Origin of the sequence: Pseudomonas congelans, assembly GCF_900103225.1 — a bacterium.
GTDB classification, from domain to species: Bacteria; Pseudomonadota; Gammaproteobacteria; order Pseudomonadales; family Pseudomonadaceae; genus Aquipseudomonas; species Aquipseudomonas congelans.
In genome coordinates, this window is the sequence record NZ_FNJH01000008.1 from 1 (window position 1) to 17,969 (window position 17,969).

Sequence of the window (17,969 nt, forward strand, 5' to 3'; positions counted from 1 at the left end):
TCTTTTGGCCAAACCGACGCAGGACGTCAGCACGACAGTTGAATTATCGGTACAGCCTCAACGCCCCTGCTTTTTCCGGCCCATGACATGCGAGAACACCGCATGCAAATCATCCGAGGCGCTGTCTTCGTCAAGGTTGAGCTTGCCGTCGATGTGGTCCATGTGATGCATCATCAATTCGACGGCCAGCGCTGTATTGCGGGCTTCGATGGCGTCGATCAACTGGCTGTGCTCATCGTAGGAACAGTGCGTGCGATTGCCGGTTTCGTACTGGGCAATGATCAGTGACGTCTGCGACACCAGGCTGCGCTGGAAGCTGATCAGCGGCGCGTTTCTCGCGGCCACGGCCAACTGAAGGTGGAATTCGCCGGACAAACGAATACCGGCGCCCCGATCACCACGGGCAAAGCTGTCGCGCTCGTCGCTGACCATCTGGCGCAACTCGGCCAGTTGCTCGGCAGTGGCGTGCTCGACCGCCAGTTCAGTGATTGCCTTCTCGACCATGCGCCGCGCGAAAAATACCTGACGCGCCTCTTCAACGCTGGGGCTGGCGACCACCGCGCCACGGTTGGGGCGCAACAGCACGACGCCCTCATGTCCAAGCCGCGACAGGGCGCGACGAATGATGGTACGGCTGACACCGAATATCTCGCCCAGCGCCTCTTCACTCAGCCTGGTACCCGGCGCCAGCCGCTGTTCCAGAATGGCATCGAAAACATGTTCGTAAACGACATCGTCCTGCGTGAGGTTACGGCTTACACCGAGGCTGCGCGGCAGTTTCTTGAGAGGCAGGGACTGGTCGTTCATGGGCACTCGTGCGCAGGTGGATTAAGGCGTCGGGACTGGCGCATTGTACACAGGGCAAAAGCGCAGACACGCGCAGAAAAAAGCCCGCAGTGTGGGGCGGGCAAGAGGTATTCAGCTGCCCCGGTACGTCGAGTAGCTGTACGGCGAGATTAGCAGCGGCACATGAAAGTGTTCCTGACCTGCATCAATGCCGAAGCGCAGCACCACCTCATCGAGAAAGGCCGGCTCATTCAGGGCAACGCCGCGCGCGCGGTAATAATCGCCAGCCTTGAAGTGCAACTGATAGACGCCGGATCGATAGGCCTCGCCCCGCAGCAACGGCGCATCGCAGCGCCCGTCGCTGTTGGTGAGCGCACTGACAATGTGCAGCAGTTGCTGGTCTTCGACCCGATACAAATCGATGCGAATGGCACTGCCCGGACAGCCGTGGGCGGCGTCCAGCACGTGTGTGGTCAATTTTCCCAAAACTTCACTCCTCACATCCCGCCATGGTGAAGCAGCGCACCAATGAAGTGCTCTACATCCTGCGATTGCGACCGATTAAGACACTTTCGGGAAAAGCTGTACACAATAAATTCCTGATCGCCCCACCGCCTGTAGCCAAGACGCTGGCTGGGCGCGGGATTGGCCAGACACTAAGGAAGCAGAGGAAAAATATCAGGTTTTTTACGATTAGCTGACCAGTCAGGCAGGTTTCTTGCTTGCTTTACTCCTGCCGAGACACTTCGGTGCAGAAACGTACAGGGTTACAAGCTGAAAATAAAATTGTATACAATCTTGACCCTGCAGTGCCTTTATCGCCTCTGGCATTGCACCTGACTTAACGCACCCAATGTACAAAAAGGAAGCTTGCAGTGAGCGCTGACTACCCACGCGACCTGATCGGTTACGGCAACAAACCGCCTCACCCACGCTGGCCGGGCAATGCACGCATTGCCTTGTCTTTCGTGCTGAATTACGAGGAAGGTGGCGAGCGCAATATTCTGCATGGCGACAAGGAATCAGAAGCCTTTCTGTCCGAGATGGTTGCCGCGCAGCCACTCCAGGGCCAGCGCAACATGAGCATGGAGTCGCTGTACGAGTACGGCAGCCGCGCCGGTGTGTGGCGCATTCTCAAGCTGTTCAGGCAGTTCGATATCCCCCTGACCATTTTCGCCGTCGCCATGGCTGCGCAGCGTCATCCGGAGGTGATCCGCGCCATGGTCGCCGAAGGTCATGAGATCTGCAGCCACGGCTATCGCTGGATCGACTACCAGAACATGGACGAAGCCCAGGAGCGCGAGCACATGCGCCAGGCGATCCAGATCCTCACCGAGATCAGCGGCGAACGGCCGCTGGGCTGGTACACCGGGCGCACCGGCCCCAACACCCGGCGCCTGGTCATGGAGGAAGGCGGCTTTCTCTACGATTGCGACACCTACGACGATGATCTGCCGTACTGGGAGCCGAACAATCCGACCGGCAAGCCTCATCTGGTGATTCCGTACACCCTGGACACCAACGACATGCGTTTCACCCAGGTGCAGGGCTTCAACAATGGCGAGCAGTTCTTTCAATACCTCAAGGACGCCTTCGACGTGCTGTATGCCGAAGGCGAAGATGCACCGAAGATGCTTTCCATCGGCCTGCATTGCCGCCTGATCGGCCGCCCCGCCCGTCTCGCCGCACTCAAGCGTTTCATCGAGTACATCAAAGGCCATGAGCAGGTGTGGTTTACGCGTCGTGTCGATATCGCCCGGCACTGGCACACTGAACATCCGTTTACCGGCAAGGCCGAGCAATGAGCACGTTCAAAACACTGACACCTTCAAGCCTGGGCCGGGATGCGTTCGTCGCGGCCTTTGCCGATATCTACGAACACTCACCGTGGGTCGCGCAACAGGCGTTCGAGGAGAGTACAGGCCCGCAACTCGATCAGGTCGAGACCCTGCATGAACGCATGAGCGAGATCCTGCTGGGTGCCACACACGAACAACAACTGGCACTGATCAATGCCCACCCGGACCTGGCAGGCAAGGCTGCCGTCCAGGGCGAGCTGACTCAGGCCAGTACCGATGAACAGGCAGGCGCCGGTATCCACCACTGCACGCCTGAAGAATTTCAGCGCTTCACCGAGTTGAACGAGGCTTACAAGGCCCGCTTCGGCTTTCCGTTCATCATGGCGGTCAAGGGCAGCGACAGGCACAAGATTCTGGCGGCGTTCGAGCAACGCATCCATCACTCGCCCGAGGCCGAGTTCGCTTGCGCCCTGGCCGAGATCAACAAGATCGCACTGTTTCGTCTGCAGGCGCTTTGAGCGTCGCAGTCATAACCGTATTCAGAAGGCAGACAAAGAGCATGAAAGTTTACGCCGCACCGTTCGAGAAGTTCGTGAACCTGGCCGACGCGCGTCTGGGCACCAAAATCCTTTCGGTCACCGATGACTGGTTCGCCGATGCCAACCGGCTGTTCCAGCCGACCCCGGCCGTCTGGAAAGAAGGCGTATTCGACGACAACGGCAAGTGGATGGACGGCTGGGAGTCGCGCCGCAAGCGTTTCGAAGGGTACGACAGCGCGGTGATTCGCCTCGGTGTGGCCGGAACCATCAAGGGTGTGGACATCGACACCTCGTTTTTCACCGGCAACTTCCCGCCTTCCGCGTCGCTGGAAGCCTGCTTCCTGGCGTCGGGCGAGCCCGATGAAAACACCGCCTGGACCGAAGTCCTGCCGTCTGTGGAGCTGCAAGGCAACAGCCATCATTACCATGAGATCAGCAACGAGCAGGCGTTCAGCCACCTGCGCTTCAACATCTACCCGGACGGCGGTGTCGCGCGTCTGCGCGTGTACGGTGTGCCGCATCGCGACTGGTCGAAGGTCAGCGAGGACGAGCAGATCGATCTGGTTGCGGCGCTCAATGGCGGTCGATCGATAGCCTGCTCCGATGAGCACTACGGCAGCATGAGCAACATCCTCAACCCTGGTCGCGGTGTGAACATGGGCGACGGCTGGGAAACCGCACGCCGCCGTACACCCGGCAACGATTGGGTAATCGTGGCGCTCGGGCACAAGGGCGAGGTCGAGAAAGTCATCGTCGATACCCTGCACTTCAAAGGCAACTACCCGGACAGCTGCTCGATCCAGGGCGCCCTGGTCAAGGGTGGCACCGACAGCCAGATCGAAACCCAGAGCCTGTTCTGGCGCGAGTTGCTGCCGAGCCAGAAGCTGACCATGCACGCCGAGCACGAGTTCGCCGAGCAGATCAAGGCGATCGGCCCGATCACCCACATCCGTCTGAACGTATTCCCGGACGGAGGCGTGAGCCGCCTGCGAGTGCTGGGCAAGGTGGCCAGATAAAACGCGCCGGAAGTCAGCAGAAGGTAACAGGCTATCGTTCCCACGCTCTGCGTGGGAATGCAGTTCCGGACGCTCTGCGTCCTGTCTTGAGTGTGTGGCGCGGCGTAGAGTTGTGACGCAGAGCGTCACGAAATGCATGCCAACGCAGAGCATTGGCACGATAGTCATCAATACGAATGTGCAAACGACCCACCCTCGAAACCATTGAAGAAGAACCCGCATGCGCAAACTGATAATCGAGCCACTGACCAAGGAAGCCTTTGCGCCATTCGGTGATGTGATCGAAACCGACGGCAGCGATCACTTCATGATCAACAACGGCTCGACCATGCGCTTTCATCGTCTGGCTGATGTGCAGACCGCACAGCCTGAGGACAAGGCGATCATCAGCATCTTCCGCGCCGAAGCCCTGCCGATGCCGTTGACCATCGGCATGCTGGAGCGTCATCCGCTGGGCAGTCAGGCCTTCGTGCCGCTGCTCGGCAACCCCTTCCTGATCGTGGTCGCGCCGGTCGGCGATGTGCCTGAATCAGAGCTGACCCGCGCCTTCGTGTCGAACGGCAGGCAGGGTGTCAATTACCATCGCGGCGTCTGGCACCATCCGGTGCTGACGATCGAAAAGCGGGATGACTTCCTGGTGGTTGATCGCAGTGGCGAAGGCAACAACTGCGACGAGCATTATTTTGCCGAGAGCCAGTTGCTGGTTCTCGATCCCCACCCACTGGAAGGGTAAACACCGTGCTGGCACATATGATGGAATGGCTGAATCTGGGCGTGCGCTGGATTCACATGATTGTCGGCGTCGCCTGGATCGGCGCATCGTTCTACTTCGTCTGGCTGGAGAACAACCTAAACCGCAGCAACCCGCGTGAAGGCCTGTCGGGTGATCTGTGGGCGATCCACGGTGGCGGCATCTACCACCTGGAGAAGTACAAGCTCGCACCGCCGACCATGCCGGAGAATCTGCACTGGTTCAAATGGGAAGCCTATTCGACCTGGCTGTCCGGCGTGGCCCTGCTGTGCGTGGTGTTCTACGCCAACCCGACGCTGTACCTGCTGGCCCCGGGCAGCAGCCTGAGTGGCGCCGAAGGCGTGCACATCGGCCTCGGTTCGTTGTTCGTCGGCTGGTTCATCTACAGCTTTCTGTGTGACTCGCCACTGGGCAAGCGCCCTGCCCTGTTGGGCGTGGTCCTGTTCGTGCTGCTGGTCGCGGCGGCATACGGGTTCAGCAAAGTGTTCAGCGGTCGCGGTGCCTACCTGCATGTGGGCGCGATCATGGGCACCATCATGGTCGGCAACGTGTTCCGCATCATCATGCCGGCCCAGCGCGCGCTGGTAGCCGCGATTGCCGAGAACCGCACGCCAGACCCAAGCCTGCCAGCAAAAGGCCTGTTGCGTTCGCGGCACAACAACTACTTCACCCTGCCCGTGCTGTTCATCATGATCAGCAATCACTTTCCAAGCACCTACGGCAGTGAGTACAACTGGCTGATTCTTGCAGGCATCGCGCTGCTGGCCGTGCTGGTGCGCCATTACTTCAATACACGACATGACAGCCATCGATTCGCCTGGACCCTGCCGGTCGCGGCACTGGGCATGCTGTGCCTGGCGTATGTCACCGGCCCTGCGCAAGCGCCGGCAAAGATCGTCTATCAGCCACTGCCCGGTACAGCGGTCGGCGGTCATCGGGCTGATGAGCAACCAGCGCAACCCGCCGCTGCGCCTGCTCAGGCAGCGCCTGCCCAGCCCGAGCCTGCCAAGGTGGCAGGTGCAGACTTCAACAAGGTGCACGACGTCATCCGGCAACGTTGTTCGGTCTGTCACTCGGCCACGCCTACCAGTCAGCTGTTCAGCGTCGCTCCGGCCGGCGTGATGTTCGATACGCCTGAACAGATCCAGCAACAGGCACCGCGCATCAAGGCGCAGGCAATCACCGCGCCGATCATGCCGCTGGGCAATATCACCCAGATGACCCAGCAGGAACGTGATCTGGTAGGCGCCTGGATCGATCAGGGCGCACACCTCAACTGAAGCAACGGGCATTGCCCTGTTTTCGCTCCGGACGCCCTGCTCTGGAGCACTTGAGCACGGCGACGTGAGTCAGTATCCTCCGCCGCCGCTGCCAACCCGCCCCTCTCCTTCCCGCTAACTGAACCTGACCCGGGCGGCCCACTGGCTGAACGGCGCTCAGAACGCTGCCCATTCGGAAAAATGATCTGAAATCGACACGTTGATGCCGGTTTAAAGGGTTACTTAAACTTTTTTTCACTGATTGGCGCAGCTCTTGCTAACAACACAAAGCTGACCAGACAGACAAATTATTGCAAGCATCGACAAGGCGTCACGCATAGAACGCCAGTCCGAAAAAATCACGATCTACATCAAGGGGCTCACCGCATGAACCGTACGATTTCCAGTGCATTACTGGCCAGCAGTCTGCTGGCTGCTGCACCCGCCATGGCAGGGGATATCTTCCAGTGGCAGAGTAATAGCCTGACCTATCTCAATGGACGAGACTTTGCTGTCAACCCGGAAAATCAGCAGACCTTCACCTTTGAGCACGCGGACAGCTGGAAGTACGGCGACAACTTCTTCTTCGTCGACAAGATCTTCTACAACGGCAAGAAAGACGCAACCGCTGGCGATAACACCTATTACGGCGAGTTCTCGCCACGCCTGTCACTGGGCAAGATCTTCGGCCAGAAGTTCGAGTTCGGGCCGATCAGCGATGTACTGATTGCCGCAACTTACGAGTTTGGTGAGGGCGATAACGAGTCGTACCTGATCGGTCCAGCGTTCGACTTGAAGATCCCGGGTTTCGACTATTTCCAGCTTAACTTCTACCAACGCCAGACCGAAGGCAATCGCCCGGGCGACGGCGTGTGGCAGATCACTCCGGTGTGGTCCTACACCATTCCGGTGGGCAAATCGGATGTGCTGATCGACGGCTTCATGGACTGGGTGGTCGACAACGACAAGACCTCGCGTGGCACTTACCACTCCAACCTGCACTTCAACCCGCAGATCAAGTACGACCTGGGCAAGGCACTGAATTACCCGGAGCGGCAGCTGTACGTAGGTATCGAATACGACTACTGGACCAACAAATACGGCATCAAGGACACCAGTTCATTCGACACCGATCAGAACACCGCGAGTTTGCTGGTAAAGGTGTTCTTCTAAGCACGTTGTTTGACGGTGATGACGCTCACTCCCAAGTTCTGTGGGAGCGAGCTTGCTCGTGAAGGCGGTGTTTCAGACACCCTTCGGTTGGCTGTATCAACCCCTTCGCGAGCAAGCGAAGCGTCGCCCGGCTCGCTCCCACGGACTTGAATCAGAAGTGTGGAGCCCCTCCTCCACTCACTCCTTCGCCGCTTTCCAGACCTTGCCAATCAGCGTCACGACCAGCACCAGCACGGCACCGGCAATGATCCCGGCGACCGCATCGACCAGCGTCGGGACGACCATCGACAAACCGCCTACCGCACCCGCTGCCGCTTCGGTCACGCCTTCGACCCAATGATGAGCGAACGGCAGGCCATGGACCAGAATCCCGCCGCCGACCATGAACATGGCAGCAGTCCCGACGATCGACAGTACTTTCATCAACACCGGTGCCAGCCACAGCAGGCCGGCGCCGATCTTTTGTGCAGCCGAGGCTGCGCTTTTCTTCAGGTACAGGCCCAGGTCATCGAGTTTGACGATACCGGCCACCAGCCCGTATACACCCACGGTGATCAGCACTGCGACGATGACCAGCACGCCGACCTGATCCATGAACGGTCTGGCCGAGACCACGCCCAGCGCGAGCACGATGATTTCCGCCGAAAGAATGAAGTCAGTGCGAATCGCGCCTTTGATGCGCTCCTTTTCGAACGCCACCATGTCCACGGATGCATCCGTCGACGCCTGCTTGCGCTGCTCATGTTCTTCGCCGGTTTCGGGATGCAGCCATTTATGGGCGATTTTCTCGAAGCCCTCGAAGCACAGAAACGCCCCGCCGATCATCAGCAACGGCAGAATCGCCCAGGGTGCAAAGGCACTGATCAGCAATGCTGCCGGAACCAGAATGGCCTTGTTGAGCAGCGACCCCTTGGCCACGGCCCAGACAACCGGCAATTCGCGATCCGCTGAAACACCGGTGACCTGCTGTGCATTGAGCGCCAGATCATCACCCAGCACACCCGCCGTTTTCTTCGTGGCCAGCGCCACGTCGTCGAGCAACGTTGCAATATCGTCAAGCAGGGTAAGCAAGCTTCCAGCAGCCAAAATGAAAATCCTTGAGCAAGTAAAAAAGAAAACGGCACTGATTGAATCATGCGCCAGAGTCAATCGTGTGGCAGTCAACAGCTCTGACCTTGGTCAGACGTGAACGTTTGACGCTGCATGCAGCAAACAGGCCACGCCGAAACCCGTCAGATAGGTAACTGTGTCGTGGAGACGACCTGACGCAGCCCCATGAACGAACGAATCTGTCTGACACCGGGCAAGTACAGTAACTGTTCGGCGTGCAGGCGGTTGAAACTCTGACTGTCCCTGGTACGCAGCAGCATGAAGTAGTCGAACTCGCCGGTGACGACATGAAACTCCATGCAGCCGGAAACCTTCTGCGCGGCGGCTTCAAACTGGGCAAAGGAATCCGGTGTCGAGCGGTCCAGCACGACACCGATCAGCACCACCATGCCCGCGTCCAGAACATCGCCATTGAGCAGCGCCACCACGCCCTTGATCACGCCCGCCTCTTTCAGCCGCTCGACGCGCCGCAGGCATGCAGGCGGACTCAGTTTGACCTTCTCGGCAAGTGCCACATTGGAAATGGACGCGTCACGTTGCAGGGTCTTGAGGATGGCGCGGTCAATCCTGTCCAGCAGCGGCGTCACGTCGGCACCGGACTTTTTAGTGCGTTCATTTATTGCTTTCATAATGAAAATCACACAATAAAAGTCTGTTTAGTTGCATTCAGGCTAACGCTTATTTTGTAGATAGACAATTCTTTGCAACCACGATTATTCGTCGATTTTCTATGATGGAAGCCATGCCGGGGAGCTCGATAAACACATCGAGACCCGCCTTCAATGCCCGCATCAACTTATCAACGGAGACCCGATATGAACCTGAGCAAGTTCAAGCGCTACCCTCTGACCTTCGGCCCCTCGCCTATTACTCCCCTGAAACGCTTGAGTGAGCACCTGGGCGGCAAGGTCGAGCTGTATGCCAAGCGCGAGGATTGCAACAGCGGTCTGGCCTTCGGCGGCAACAAGACCCGCAAACTGGAATACCTGGTGCCGGAAGCCATCGACGGCGGCTACGACACGCTGGTATCGATCGGTGGTATCCAGTCCAATCAGACCCGTCAGGTTGCGGCCGTGGCGGCGCATCTGGGCATGAAGTGCGTGCTGGTGCAGGAGAATTGGGTCAACTATTCGGACGCGTTGTACGACCGGGTCGGCAATATCGAGATGTCGCGCATCATGGGCGCCGATGTGCGCCTGGATTCGGCAGGCTTCGATATCGGCATTCGCCCGAGCTGGGAAAAGGCCATGGCCGACGTCGAGGAAAGCGGCGGCAAACCGTTCCCGATTCCAGCAGGCTGCTCGGAACATCCTTATGGCGGCCTGGGGTTCGTGCGTTTTGCCGATGAGGTGCGCCAGCAGGAAGAAGAGCTGGGCTTCAAATTCGACTACATCGTGGTCTGCTCGGTGACCGGCAGCACTCACGCGGGCATGCTCGTCGGCTTCGCGGCCGATGGCCGGGCACAGCGCGTGATCGGTATCGACGCGTCGGCCAAACCGGAAAAGACCCGCGCGCAGGTGCTGCGCATCGCTCAGAACACCGCAAAACTGGTGGAGCTGGGCCGCGAAATAACCGCCGAAGACGTGGTGCTCGACACCCGCTACGCCTACCCGGAATATGGCCTGCCGAACGATGGCACCCTCGAAGCCATCCGCCTCTGCGCCCGCCTGGAAGGCGTGCTGACCGACCCGGTCTATGAAGGCAAATCCATGCACGGCATGATCGATATGGTGCGCAACGGCGAATTTCCCGAAGGCTCGAAAGTGCTCTACGCCCACCTCGGCGGCGTGCCGGCGTTGAACGCCTACAGTTTTCTGTTCAAGGACGGTTGAGCCACCCCAAAAGCTGCTCGAATGGCCCGTGAATTCGCGGGCTATTTTGCGCCCGCTCAAAAAGCCGGCAAACCTGAAATGGAAACCGCATCCACACGTGTATTCACATGTATTACACTGCACCCTCATGTAATACAAATAACTACGTGTGAGGTGTATATGTCCACAATGTCTCTACGTCTGCCGGACGAAATGGCAGATACCCTTGCACACCTTGCAAAGGCGACCGGGCGCAGCAAGTCATTTTTGGCCCTCGACGCGCTCCGCGAATACCTGACACGCGAGGCTTGGCAGATCGCCGAAATTCAGCGTGCAATCGAAGAAGCCGACGCCGACGAGTTCGCAAGCCCAGACGATGTAAAAGCTGTCATGAACAAATGGTCAGGCAATGCAGGTTGAGTGGCTCAAAACGGCACTAAAGAATCTGGATGAGGAGGCAGCGTATATCGCACTGGACAATCCAGCTGCTGCCGCTGCTTTCGTGAAGGCCATTCAATCAAGCGTAACGCAGCTCGCGAGTTTTCCCGCCATGGGCCGGGAAGGACGGATTGCCGGAACCAGAGAATGGCCTCTGCCAGACCTGCCTTACCTGATTCCATATCGCATCCGTAGCGGCCGACTACAGGTTCTACGGATTTTCCACACCAGAAGACAATCGCCACCCGCGTGGTAAACCGCAGATACGTTTGCTGCACACAGCTTCGCTATCAAACCCGAAAATACTTCTGCAGCGCCTGCGCCAGCAGGCTCACCGCCTCGTCGCTCTGTGATGACGGCGAGCGCAGGAAGACGATTTCGTGCTCGGGTATTTCAGGCAGATCATCGAGAATCTGCATGGCTTCCGTGACCCCGCTCCGATCGATGAGGCTGATCGCAAGGCCCGCTTCCACACAGGCTTTGATCGCCTGATTGGACGGGCTTTCGAGAACTACACGGATTTTGCGGCCGTTGTCTTTGAGGGAAGCCATCATGGCTTCACGATAAGGACATTGCGCTGCGTGAATGGCCAGCGGCACCGGGTCCGCGGATGCCAGTGCGGCGCTTGCCGGCCCGACCCAGACCGGCTTGGTCGATACCAGAAACTGCGTGTCAGCATTCCGCTGCCCTTTGGGTTGCGCGATTACTGCTGTCTGCAACTTGCCACGCGCAACCTGCTCGCGCAGGGCGTAGCTGGGTGCGGATTTCAATTCCAGCACGACATTGGGCCACGCGGCCGCGAACACCGGCAGGATGTCGCGAATGACATGCACGGCGTATTCATCCGGCACACCCAGCGTGATGCGTCCGGCCAGATGAGTGCCTTGCAGATCCGCCAGCACCCGGTCATGCGTGGACAGCAACTCGGTCGTCGACAACAGCAGGCGCTTGCCCAGCGCCGTCAGCGACACCGCCTGGTTGTCGCGGTTGAGCAAGCGCCCGCCCGCCACGGCCTCAAGGCGCTGGATATGCACACTCACCGCGGCCGGGCTTTTATGAAGTTGCTCGGCGGCGGCCGAAAACTTTCCTATCCGCGCCACCGCATGGAAGGTGCGCACCAGTTCGATGTCGAGAATGGCCGTCATGATTCAGAATTCCTGAACAACTTATGCATTTAATTTTGATTTATTAGACTACGCCGGTTTCGTAACCTGTGTCCATGAACCCATACCTGTCGATTGCTCCGAGCGTCTCGCGGCCTGCCTGGCACCAGGCCATTCCCCTTCCCCTGCTTGAAGCTGCGCTGATTCTGACCTGGAGTTCGGGTTTCGTCGGCGCACGCTTTTCGCTGGAACATGCGCCGCCGCTGCTGGTGGTGTTCTGGCGCTGTGTGGTGGTCACGCTGATCCTGCTGCCTTTTGTCGCCAGGCAACTGAGGTCGATCCCGGCTGCCACGCTGCTGAAAAACGCAGGGATCGGTCTGCTGGCCATGACTGGCTACGTCGCCGGCGTCACACAGGGCATTGCGCTGGGCGTGCCTGCCGGACTCGCCGCACTCTTTGCCGATTTGTTGCCGATGGGCATGGCACTCCTGGCGGCACTGGTGCTCGGGCAACGGCTGGCCTGGCAAATCTGGGCAGGACTGTTTGTCGGGCTGATCGGTGTAGTGCTGGTGACCTACAGCGCACTGGCGGTGGGTGACGCACCGTTGTGGGCCTACGGCCTGCCGCTGCTGGGTATGTTGTCGCTGGCCATCGCGACGCTGTGGCAGAAACAGTCCGGCACCGCGCAACCCATGGCACTGCTCCCCAACCTGTGGCTGCAATGCGCTGTCTCCAGTATCGCCTTCGCGATCATTCAGGGCACGCAGGGCAGTCTGGCGCCTGTAGCCAGTAGCGGCTTTGCGCTGAGCGTGCTATGGACGGTGGGGCTGGCAACCCTGGGCGGGTACGGACTGTATTGGGTGTGTCTGCGCCGCGCGTCAGCCACCCGCGTCGCCAGCGTGCTGTACCTCAGCCCACCGGTGACAATGCTCTGGGCCTGGGCTATGTTCGACGAACCGCTGTCCTGGCAGATGGCGTCAGGCATGGCGGTGTCAGGTGTCGGCGTGTGGATGGTGGTGCGGGCGGAGCAACGGCAGTCGGCCTCCTGATGGGCTCAGGAGGCCGACTTTGCTTAGGCTCTGTACGAAAGTGGCTGCGCTCGGTGATGCTTCGTTAAAAACAGGCTCGGAATGCTCATTTACAACACGTAGACTCCGCTTCCTCGCCTGTTTTTGCCTCGCCTGACCTTCGCTCGCCGACTTTTCGTACAGAGCCTAGCGCAGGTTAAATCTTGAAACGCGCGACCATGCTCTGCAAATCGCTGCCCAGACGGGCCAGCTCGACAGTCGATGCTGCGCTTTGCTCGGTGGCCGAAGCCGACTGATCGGCGATGTCGCGCACGCTGAGTACGCTGCGGTTGATTTCTTCGGTCACAGCGCTCTGTTGCTCGGCCGCGGCGGAAATCTGCTGACTCATCTGTTCGATGGTGCCGATGGACTGGTTGATTTCCACCAACGCCTGTTCGGCCTGACGAGCCAGCACCACGGTGCCTTCAGTGCGCTGCAGGCTGGCGTCCATCAGGCCCGAGGCGGCGCCTGTACCTTTTTGCAACGCCTGGATCAGCGCTTCGATTTCGGTTGTCGAGTTCTGCGTACGCTGAGCCAGCGAGCGGACTTCGTCAGCCACCACGGCAAAACCACGACCCTGCTCGCCTGCCCGTGCAGCCTCGATGGCTGCGTTGAGCGCCAGCAGGTTGGTCTGCTCGGCGACTGCCTTGATCACGTCAATCACGCTGCCGATCTTGCCGCTGTCTTCGGTCAGGCGCTGCATGGCTTGGCCCAGTTGCTGCACTTCACCGGCCAACTGACCGATTTCGCGCGTGGCATGCTGCACCACACTGCTGCCGTGAGCGGCGCGTTCACTGGCCTGTTTGGCGGCTTGCGAAGCGTCTTCGGTGTTGCGCGCCACTTCCTGTACGGTAGAGGCCATCTCGTTCATGGCGGTGGCGACCTGGTCGACTTCGTTTTTCTGCAGGGTCACGCCCGCGCTGGTCTGCTCGCTGACGGCAGACAACTGTTCGGCCGCCGTGGCGATCTGCGTGACACCGTTGCCGATCCCACCGATCAAGCCGCGCAGCGAAACAGTCATGTGCTGCATGGTGTTCTGCAACAGGCCCAGTTCGTCCTGGCGGGTGGTGCTGGTGTCATGGGTCAGATCGCCGTCGGCGATCCGGCGCGCCGCAATCACGGTGCTGCTCAACGGCACGGTAATCTGGCGCGTGATCAGGAACGCAGCAAAGATGCCGACCAGCAGCACGACCAGCGCCACGCTGAGCAATTGCACCACAGCGGTTTCCTGTTCTTTTTTGGCACTGATGACCTGCTGTGCCGCCAAGTCATCGGCGCGGGCTGCGGTCGCTATGGATTGCTGTTGCAGGTCGTTGCGGATCTGCTCGGTCTGCTGAAGCATGTCCGAGATCGACGTCATCAGCACTTTGTACTGTTTCAACGCGACCAGCGCAGCATCCACTGCGGCATTTGCCTCGACAGGCAATTGACTGCGAGCGGCATCCACTTGCGCGATCAGGGCATCGGCGGACTTATAGGTGGCCTGACGGTTGTCGACATTCGGAACACTCAGGTAGCGGCGAAACACCAGACGGAAATTGGTCATGCCGTTACGCAAGTCGCCAGCGATCTTGACCTGCCTGATGCCGGTTTCATTCGGCGCGCGCAAGGTGTCGTCAATGGTCTTGTTCAGCAGATTCTCGAAGGTCGCGCTGACGTCATCGGAAACCTTGATGATCGGTTTCAACGCCTCATCGACTTTCTGATTGATGCCGACCAATTGATCGAAGGTCTGCTTCAGACCGCCCACCTGCTCCTTGATGTCGCGCAGCTTGGCCAGGTTGCTCGATACCACGAACACTTGAAGGCCCTTATCGACACTGCGGCTCAAGGTATCCAGAGCGCCAGCGTAGTTCTGTACACCTGCAGCAGTAGGACCGGTCGCATAGGCTTGCGCAGCGATCCGGGCACTCAGGACGTCAGCCTTGATCTCGGCGACCTTGCTGCTTTTGCCCATGCGCTCGATCAGCAGGTTAGTACTGGAGTAGCCGATGACGGTAACGGTCAGCACACCGAGCAAAATAGCGGCAAAGCCCAGCCCGAGCTTCTTGCTGACGTTCAAATTGTCCAACCATTTTGCGCTCATTACGTGTATGCCTTCGATTTTTCGGAATACCCGTGAGTCGGCGCTGAAAGGGTTAACTTGATAGTTAACCTGTCTGGAATACCGGCCAGGTTGATTAGAGAAGACCTTGCGCCCCATGAATTACGGGCTTCGGCATCAATGATTAAGATTTATTTAAGTTGCCCGAGCAGAATTACCCGACGATTGGTGCCGAGGGAAACAGCACGCCTGTGTCATGAAATAGACACAAAATCCGCCCGCTCGGAGTCATCGGATATCTGCAGCAGCGTCAGGCGTTGTGGCTCGTGAAATGAACATCGAGCCGGACACTTTCCGGCTCGTCGATCGCCGCAAGGTACTCGTCCACGGTGATTTCTCCGACGCAGGCCCGAGCGCCCGGTTGTGGACGATAGCCACTGGCCATTTTGCTGCTCAGCGCGACGGCGGCACTGCCGGGAATCTCCGGCCCCTTGTCGTTCAGTGCTGTCAATTGCGCGTGCATGCGCAACGGCTGGCCGTCGAGGTCGAGGCCGTCGACATCGATGTACATTGCGCTTTTTCGATCACCCCACTGTTCAAAGCGCGCGCCCCAACGGTACAGGCGCTCGGCCCACGGCGCAGGATCGCGCACCAGCCCGCAACGAATCGCCAGCGCCAGCAACCAGGTCGCGATGCCGCCGGCCTTGAGCGCGGAACCGGCCTTGAAGCTCAGATTCTGTGCGGCGTAGCGTGTTTCGAATACATCGATGTCCGGGACGTCGACATTGGCCACCAGCCGCGTGCCCATGCCGGGCATCCGGCGCAGGGTCAGGTCCATCCAGCCGTGGACGTCGTGGACCTTGCCGTTGCGCAGCTGCCTGATCGGCCGCCCGGCATTGGCCAGCACGCCGCGCACGGTCGACAGGCCGGGCATTTTCGCTGCCGACGAGATGCCGTGCTCTATGGAATCGATGCGCAGAAAACGCTGGCGATGCTGATCAATGATCGCCGCCGAAAGCGTCGGCACCGAGCTGCACCCGCTCAGCACGCTGACACCTGCCTCACGCGCTTGGGCATCGAGGGTGACGATACCGGCGACGAACGCCCGGCAATCCGCCAGGTCGCAATAATTCACGCCCGCCTCGATGCAATGCCGGGCCACGGCATACGACTGTCCCTGAAAAGGCCCCGCGGTGTGGATAAGCAGATCGATGCCCAATTCACCAAGCTCGCTGCCCGCGCCTTCCTGCAGGATGTCCACGCACCAGCTCTCGCAGAACCTGCCCCCCAGCGTCTGCAGTGCTGCGACCTTTTCCGCCAGCTTGCGCGGGTCACGACCGGAAATGACCAGTTCGATGTCCGGCATCATCACCAGATGATTACAGATAAGGCTGCCGAAGTTGCCGTAGCCACCGATGACCAATACGCGAAATGCCATTGACTCGTCCCTGACCTGCCGAAGGATGTGATCCTGCCTGGTTGCATCACGATGACCGTGAGCAACGGCGATGAAATGTGCGTGCATTATTGATCATTGACCGCAGGCCGAGTACAAAACCCGGTGCCTTTTTTGATTGTCCCGGGAGCAACGGATGCTGGAACTACACACCGAACGACTTTATCTGCGGACTCTGCTCGCCAGTGACTGGCCACTGTTTTTCAGGCTGCACTCAGAGCCCGAGACCATGCAGTACGTATTCGGAGCAATCGAAGAGGTGCAGATCCGCAAAGGCTTCGATCATCGACTGCCCGAGTGGACGCCGGCGTCCGATCACTGGCTGTGCCTGGTGGTCATGGACGCCCAGAGCCATGCAGAACTGGGGGTCAGCGGCTTTCGCATCCTGTCGCCGGGCCATGCCGAAGTGGGCTATCTGTTACTGCCGGAACATCAAGGCAAGGGCTTCGGCACCGAGTCATGTCGCGCAATCATCGACTACGCCGCCGCCATCGGCCTGGACTCACTGGAGTCGACCGTGACCGACGGCAACATCGCCTCCTGCAAGGTTATGGAGAAATGCGGCTTCACCTTCGAGCGTCGCGTCCCGCAGGCCTATCAGATCGGCGATCAGTGGTTCGACGACCTGATATACCACCTGCCACTGCGCTGATTAAGCAGTTGACCGGCGTTGGCCGGTCAATCGCAAGCGCCTTCAGGCCTGGGGCCGCCCACCGAGAATCGTCACCCGCTCGCCATAGCGCGAGTGCGGGAAGTAATCCCACACCGCGTGGTGCTGGGTGCAACGGTTATCCCAGAACACCAGCGTGTTCGGCTCCCAGCGCACGCGGCAACTGAGAGAAGGTTCGCGGGCGATCAGATCGAACAGCATGGTCAGCACCGCGTGGCTCTCGCCGGGCGAGAGTTGCACGATATGCGAGGTGAACCCGGAATTGACAAACAGGCTGCGACGTCCGGTTTCGGGGTGGCGAACCACCAGCGGATGCTCGCTTTTCGGCAGGCCGGCAGGTGGCTGATAGCCCTTCCACGGAATCTCGCCATCGTGAATGGCTGTCAACCCGCCGAGAAACTGCTGCATCGCCGGCGAGAGCATTTCAATGGCCAGGTGCATGTTGGCAAACAGTGTATCGCCGCCGGTACCGATGGCGGGTGTCTCCTTGACGTACAGCATCGAGCCCATCGACGGCTCCAGGTCAGCGGTGCCGTCGGTGTGCCATAGCTCGCCCGCAGCGAAACGCGACTGGGCGTTGGCGCGCACCACGACCAGTTCCGGGTCATCGCCATCGATGCTGTCCACCGGCAGTGCGCGCAACGGACCAAACAATCGGCCAAATGCCTTGTGCTGTTCGACCGTCAGGTGCTGATCGCGAAACACCAGCACGTGATTTTCCAGAAAGGCCCGGCGGATTTCCGTCAGTTGCTCCGCGCTGAGTGGCTGCGACAGATCGACACCGCCGACCTCGGCACCGATGATCGGTGTCAGGCGGTTGACCGTGATGTTCTGATACGGCGCACGCACTGCGCCTGCGATGCCTTCTATGGCCTTGAGTGCCATTTGATCCATGATCCCTCACCTTCAGGTTGTTGGCATGGCCGGTCACCATGCCCGTGGTTCGT

Annotated in this window: 19 protein-coding genes and 1 pseudogene; 11 read left to right on the forward strand and 9 right to left on the reverse strand. The window is 59.5% G+C overall.

The window, feature by feature from the left end; all coding sequences use genetic code 11:
- Positions 1-57: 57 nt before the first annotated feature.
- A complete protein-coding gene (locus BLR20_RS21890; protein ID WP_054993264.1) occupies positions 58-807 on the reverse strand; it encodes a GntR family transcriptional regulator in 750 nt (249 codons plus the stop codon).
- Positions 808-918: 111 nt separating this feature from the next.
- Complete coding sequence (gene uraH, locus BLR20_RS21895; RefSeq protein WP_054993263.1) at positions 919-1,272, reverse strand: hydroxyisourate hydrolase; 354 nt, start codon at positions 1,270-1,272, stop codon at positions 919-921.
- A gap of 389 nt (positions 1,273-1,661) precedes the next feature.
- Here uraH and puuE point away from each other — a divergent pair, with 389 nt between their 5' ends.
- From puuE to BLR20_RS21925, 6 genes are all read left to right on the forward strand, one after another.
- Positions 1,662-2,591: an allantoinase PuuE gene (gene puuE / locus BLR20_RS21900; RefSeq protein ID WP_054993262.1), complete on the forward strand. Its 930-nt coding sequence runs from the start codon at positions 1,662-1,664 to the stop codon at positions 2,589-2,591.
- A complete protein-coding gene (gene uraD / locus BLR20_RS21905; RefSeq protein WP_010427174.1) occupies positions 2,588-3,103 on the forward strand; it encodes a 2-oxo-4-hydroxy-4-carboxy-5-ureidoimidazoline decarboxylase in 516 nt (171 codons plus the stop codon). The genes puuE and uraD overlap by 4 nt, the downstream gene beginning before the upstream one ends.
- Positions 3,104-3,144: 41 nt before the next feature.
- Complete coding sequence (alc, locus tag BLR20_RS21910; protein ID WP_010427176.1) at positions 3,145-4,140, forward strand: allantoicase; 996 nt, start codon at positions 3,145-3,147, stop codon at positions 4,138-4,140.
- 220 nt (positions 4,141-4,360) lie between these two features.
- The gene (locus BLR20_RS21915) at positions 4,361-4,873 is read left to right on the forward strand and encodes an ureidoglycolate lyase (RefSeq protein WP_003371439.1); all 513 of its coding nucleotides are present in this window, start codon (positions 4,361-4,363) and stop codon (positions 4,871-4,873) included.
- Between the two features lie 5 nt (positions 4,874-4,878).
- Entirely contained in the window at positions 4,879-6,171 is a 1,293-nt protein-coding gene (locus BLR20_RS21920; RefSeq protein WP_054993261.1) for a urate hydroxylase PuuD, read from the forward strand.
- A 366-nt stretch (positions 6,172-6,537) separates the two neighbouring features.
- Positions 6,538-7,323, forward strand: a complete 786-nt coding sequence (locus tag BLR20_RS21925; RefSeq protein ID WP_003423373.1) for an outer membrane protein OmpK — start codon at positions 6,538-6,540, stop codon at positions 7,321-7,323.
- Positions 7,324-7,500: 177 nt separating this feature from the next.
- Here the strand turns inward: BLR20_RS21925 and BLR20_RS21930 are convergent, their stop codons facing one another.
- Both BLR20_RS21930 and BLR20_RS21935 read right to left on the reverse strand, forming a co-directional pair.
- Positions 7,501-8,409 carry a DUF808 domain-containing protein gene (locus tag BLR20_RS21930; protein WP_010437195.1) on the reverse strand — a complete coding sequence of 303 codons (909 nt, stop codon included), beginning with the start codon at positions 8,407-8,409 and terminating at the stop codon, positions 7,501-7,503.
- A 146-nt stretch (positions 8,410-8,555) separates the two neighbouring features.
- The gene (locus BLR20_RS21935) at positions 8,556-9,062 is read right to left on the reverse strand and encodes an Lrp/AsnC family transcriptional regulator (RefSeq protein ID WP_010437192.1); all 507 of its coding nucleotides are present in this window, start codon (positions 9,060-9,062) and stop codon (positions 8,556-8,558) included.
- A gap of 186 nt (positions 9,063-9,248) precedes the next feature.
- Here BLR20_RS21935 and BLR20_RS21940 point away from each other — a divergent pair, with 186 nt between their 5' ends.
- The 3 genes from BLR20_RS21940 to BLR20_RS21950 all read left to right on the forward strand — a co-directional run bounded on the left by BLR20_RS21940 (position 9,249) and on the right by BLR20_RS21950 (position 10,938).
- On the forward strand, positions 9,249-10,265 hold the full coding sequence (locus BLR20_RS21940; RefSeq protein ID WP_002552793.1) for a 1-aminocyclopropane-1-carboxylate deaminase: 1,017 nt from the start codon (positions 9,249-9,251) through the stop codon (positions 10,263-10,265).
- A 159-nt stretch (positions 10,266-10,424) separates the two neighbouring features.
- A complete protein-coding gene (locus BLR20_RS21945) occupies positions 10,425-10,664 on the forward strand; it encodes a CopG family ribbon-helix-helix protein (RefSeq protein ID WP_032611982.1) in 240 nt (79 codons plus the stop codon).
- Positions 10,654-10,938 (forward strand): type II toxin-antitoxin system RelE/ParE family toxin, encoded by a 285-nt coding sequence (locus tag BLR20_RS21950; RefSeq protein ID WP_010437186.1) that lies wholly within the window; start codon positions 10,654-10,656, stop codon positions 10,936-10,938. The genes BLR20_RS21945 and BLR20_RS21950 overlap by 11 nt, the downstream gene beginning before the upstream one ends.
- A 34-nt stretch (positions 10,939-10,972) precedes the next feature.
- Here BLR20_RS21950 and BLR20_RS21955 read toward each other — a convergent pair whose 3' ends face one another.
- A complete protein-coding gene (locus BLR20_RS21955; RefSeq protein ID WP_054993260.1) occupies positions 10,973-11,827 on the reverse strand; it encodes a LysR family transcriptional regulator in 855 nt (284 codons plus the stop codon).
- 74 nt (positions 11,828-11,901) lie between these two features.
- On the opposite strand from BLR20_RS21955, the gene BLR20_RS21960 reads away from it, so the two are divergent.
- Positions 11,902-12,834, forward strand: a complete 933-nt coding sequence (locus BLR20_RS21960) for a DMT family transporter (protein ID WP_054993259.1) — start codon at positions 11,902-11,904, stop codon at positions 12,832-12,834.
- 175 nt (positions 12,835-13,009) lie between these two features.
- Here the strand turns inward: BLR20_RS21960 and BLR20_RS28535 are convergent, their stop codons facing one another.
- The 3 genes and pseudogenes from BLR20_RS28535 to BLR20_RS21970 form a co-directional block, all read right to left on the reverse strand.
- A complete protein-coding gene (locus BLR20_RS28535; protein WP_371834329.1) occupies positions 13,010-13,882 on the reverse strand; it encodes a methyl-accepting chemotaxis protein in 873 nt (290 codons plus the stop codon).
- Positions 13,883-13,915: 33 nt separating this feature from the next.
- Positions 13,916-15,055 (reverse strand): annotated as a pseudogene (locus tag BLR20_RS28540) (methyl-accepting chemotaxis protein); the annotation flags it as partial.
- A 151-nt stretch (positions 15,056-15,206) separates the two neighbouring features.
- Positions 15,207-16,334, reverse strand: a complete 1,128-nt coding sequence (locus BLR20_RS21970) for a saccharopine dehydrogenase family protein (protein WP_054993266.1) — start codon at positions 16,332-16,334, stop codon at positions 15,207-15,209.
- Between the two features lie 154 nt (positions 16,335-16,488).
- Between BLR20_RS21970 and BLR20_RS21975 the strand changes: the two genes are divergently transcribed.
- Positions 16,489-17,004 carry a GNAT family N-acetyltransferase gene (locus BLR20_RS21975; protein WP_054993257.1) on the forward strand — a complete coding sequence of 172 codons (516 nt, stop codon included), beginning with the start codon at positions 16,489-16,491 and terminating at the stop codon, positions 17,002-17,004.
- A 42-nt stretch (positions 17,005-17,046) separates the two neighbouring features.
- Here the strand turns inward: BLR20_RS21975 and BLR20_RS21980 are convergent, their stop codons facing one another.
- Positions 17,047-17,916, reverse strand: a complete 870-nt coding sequence (locus BLR20_RS21980) for a TauD/TfdA dioxygenase family protein (protein ID WP_054993256.1) — start codon at positions 17,914-17,916, stop codon at positions 17,047-17,049.
- Between the last annotated feature and the right edge of the window lie 53 nt (positions 17,917-17,969).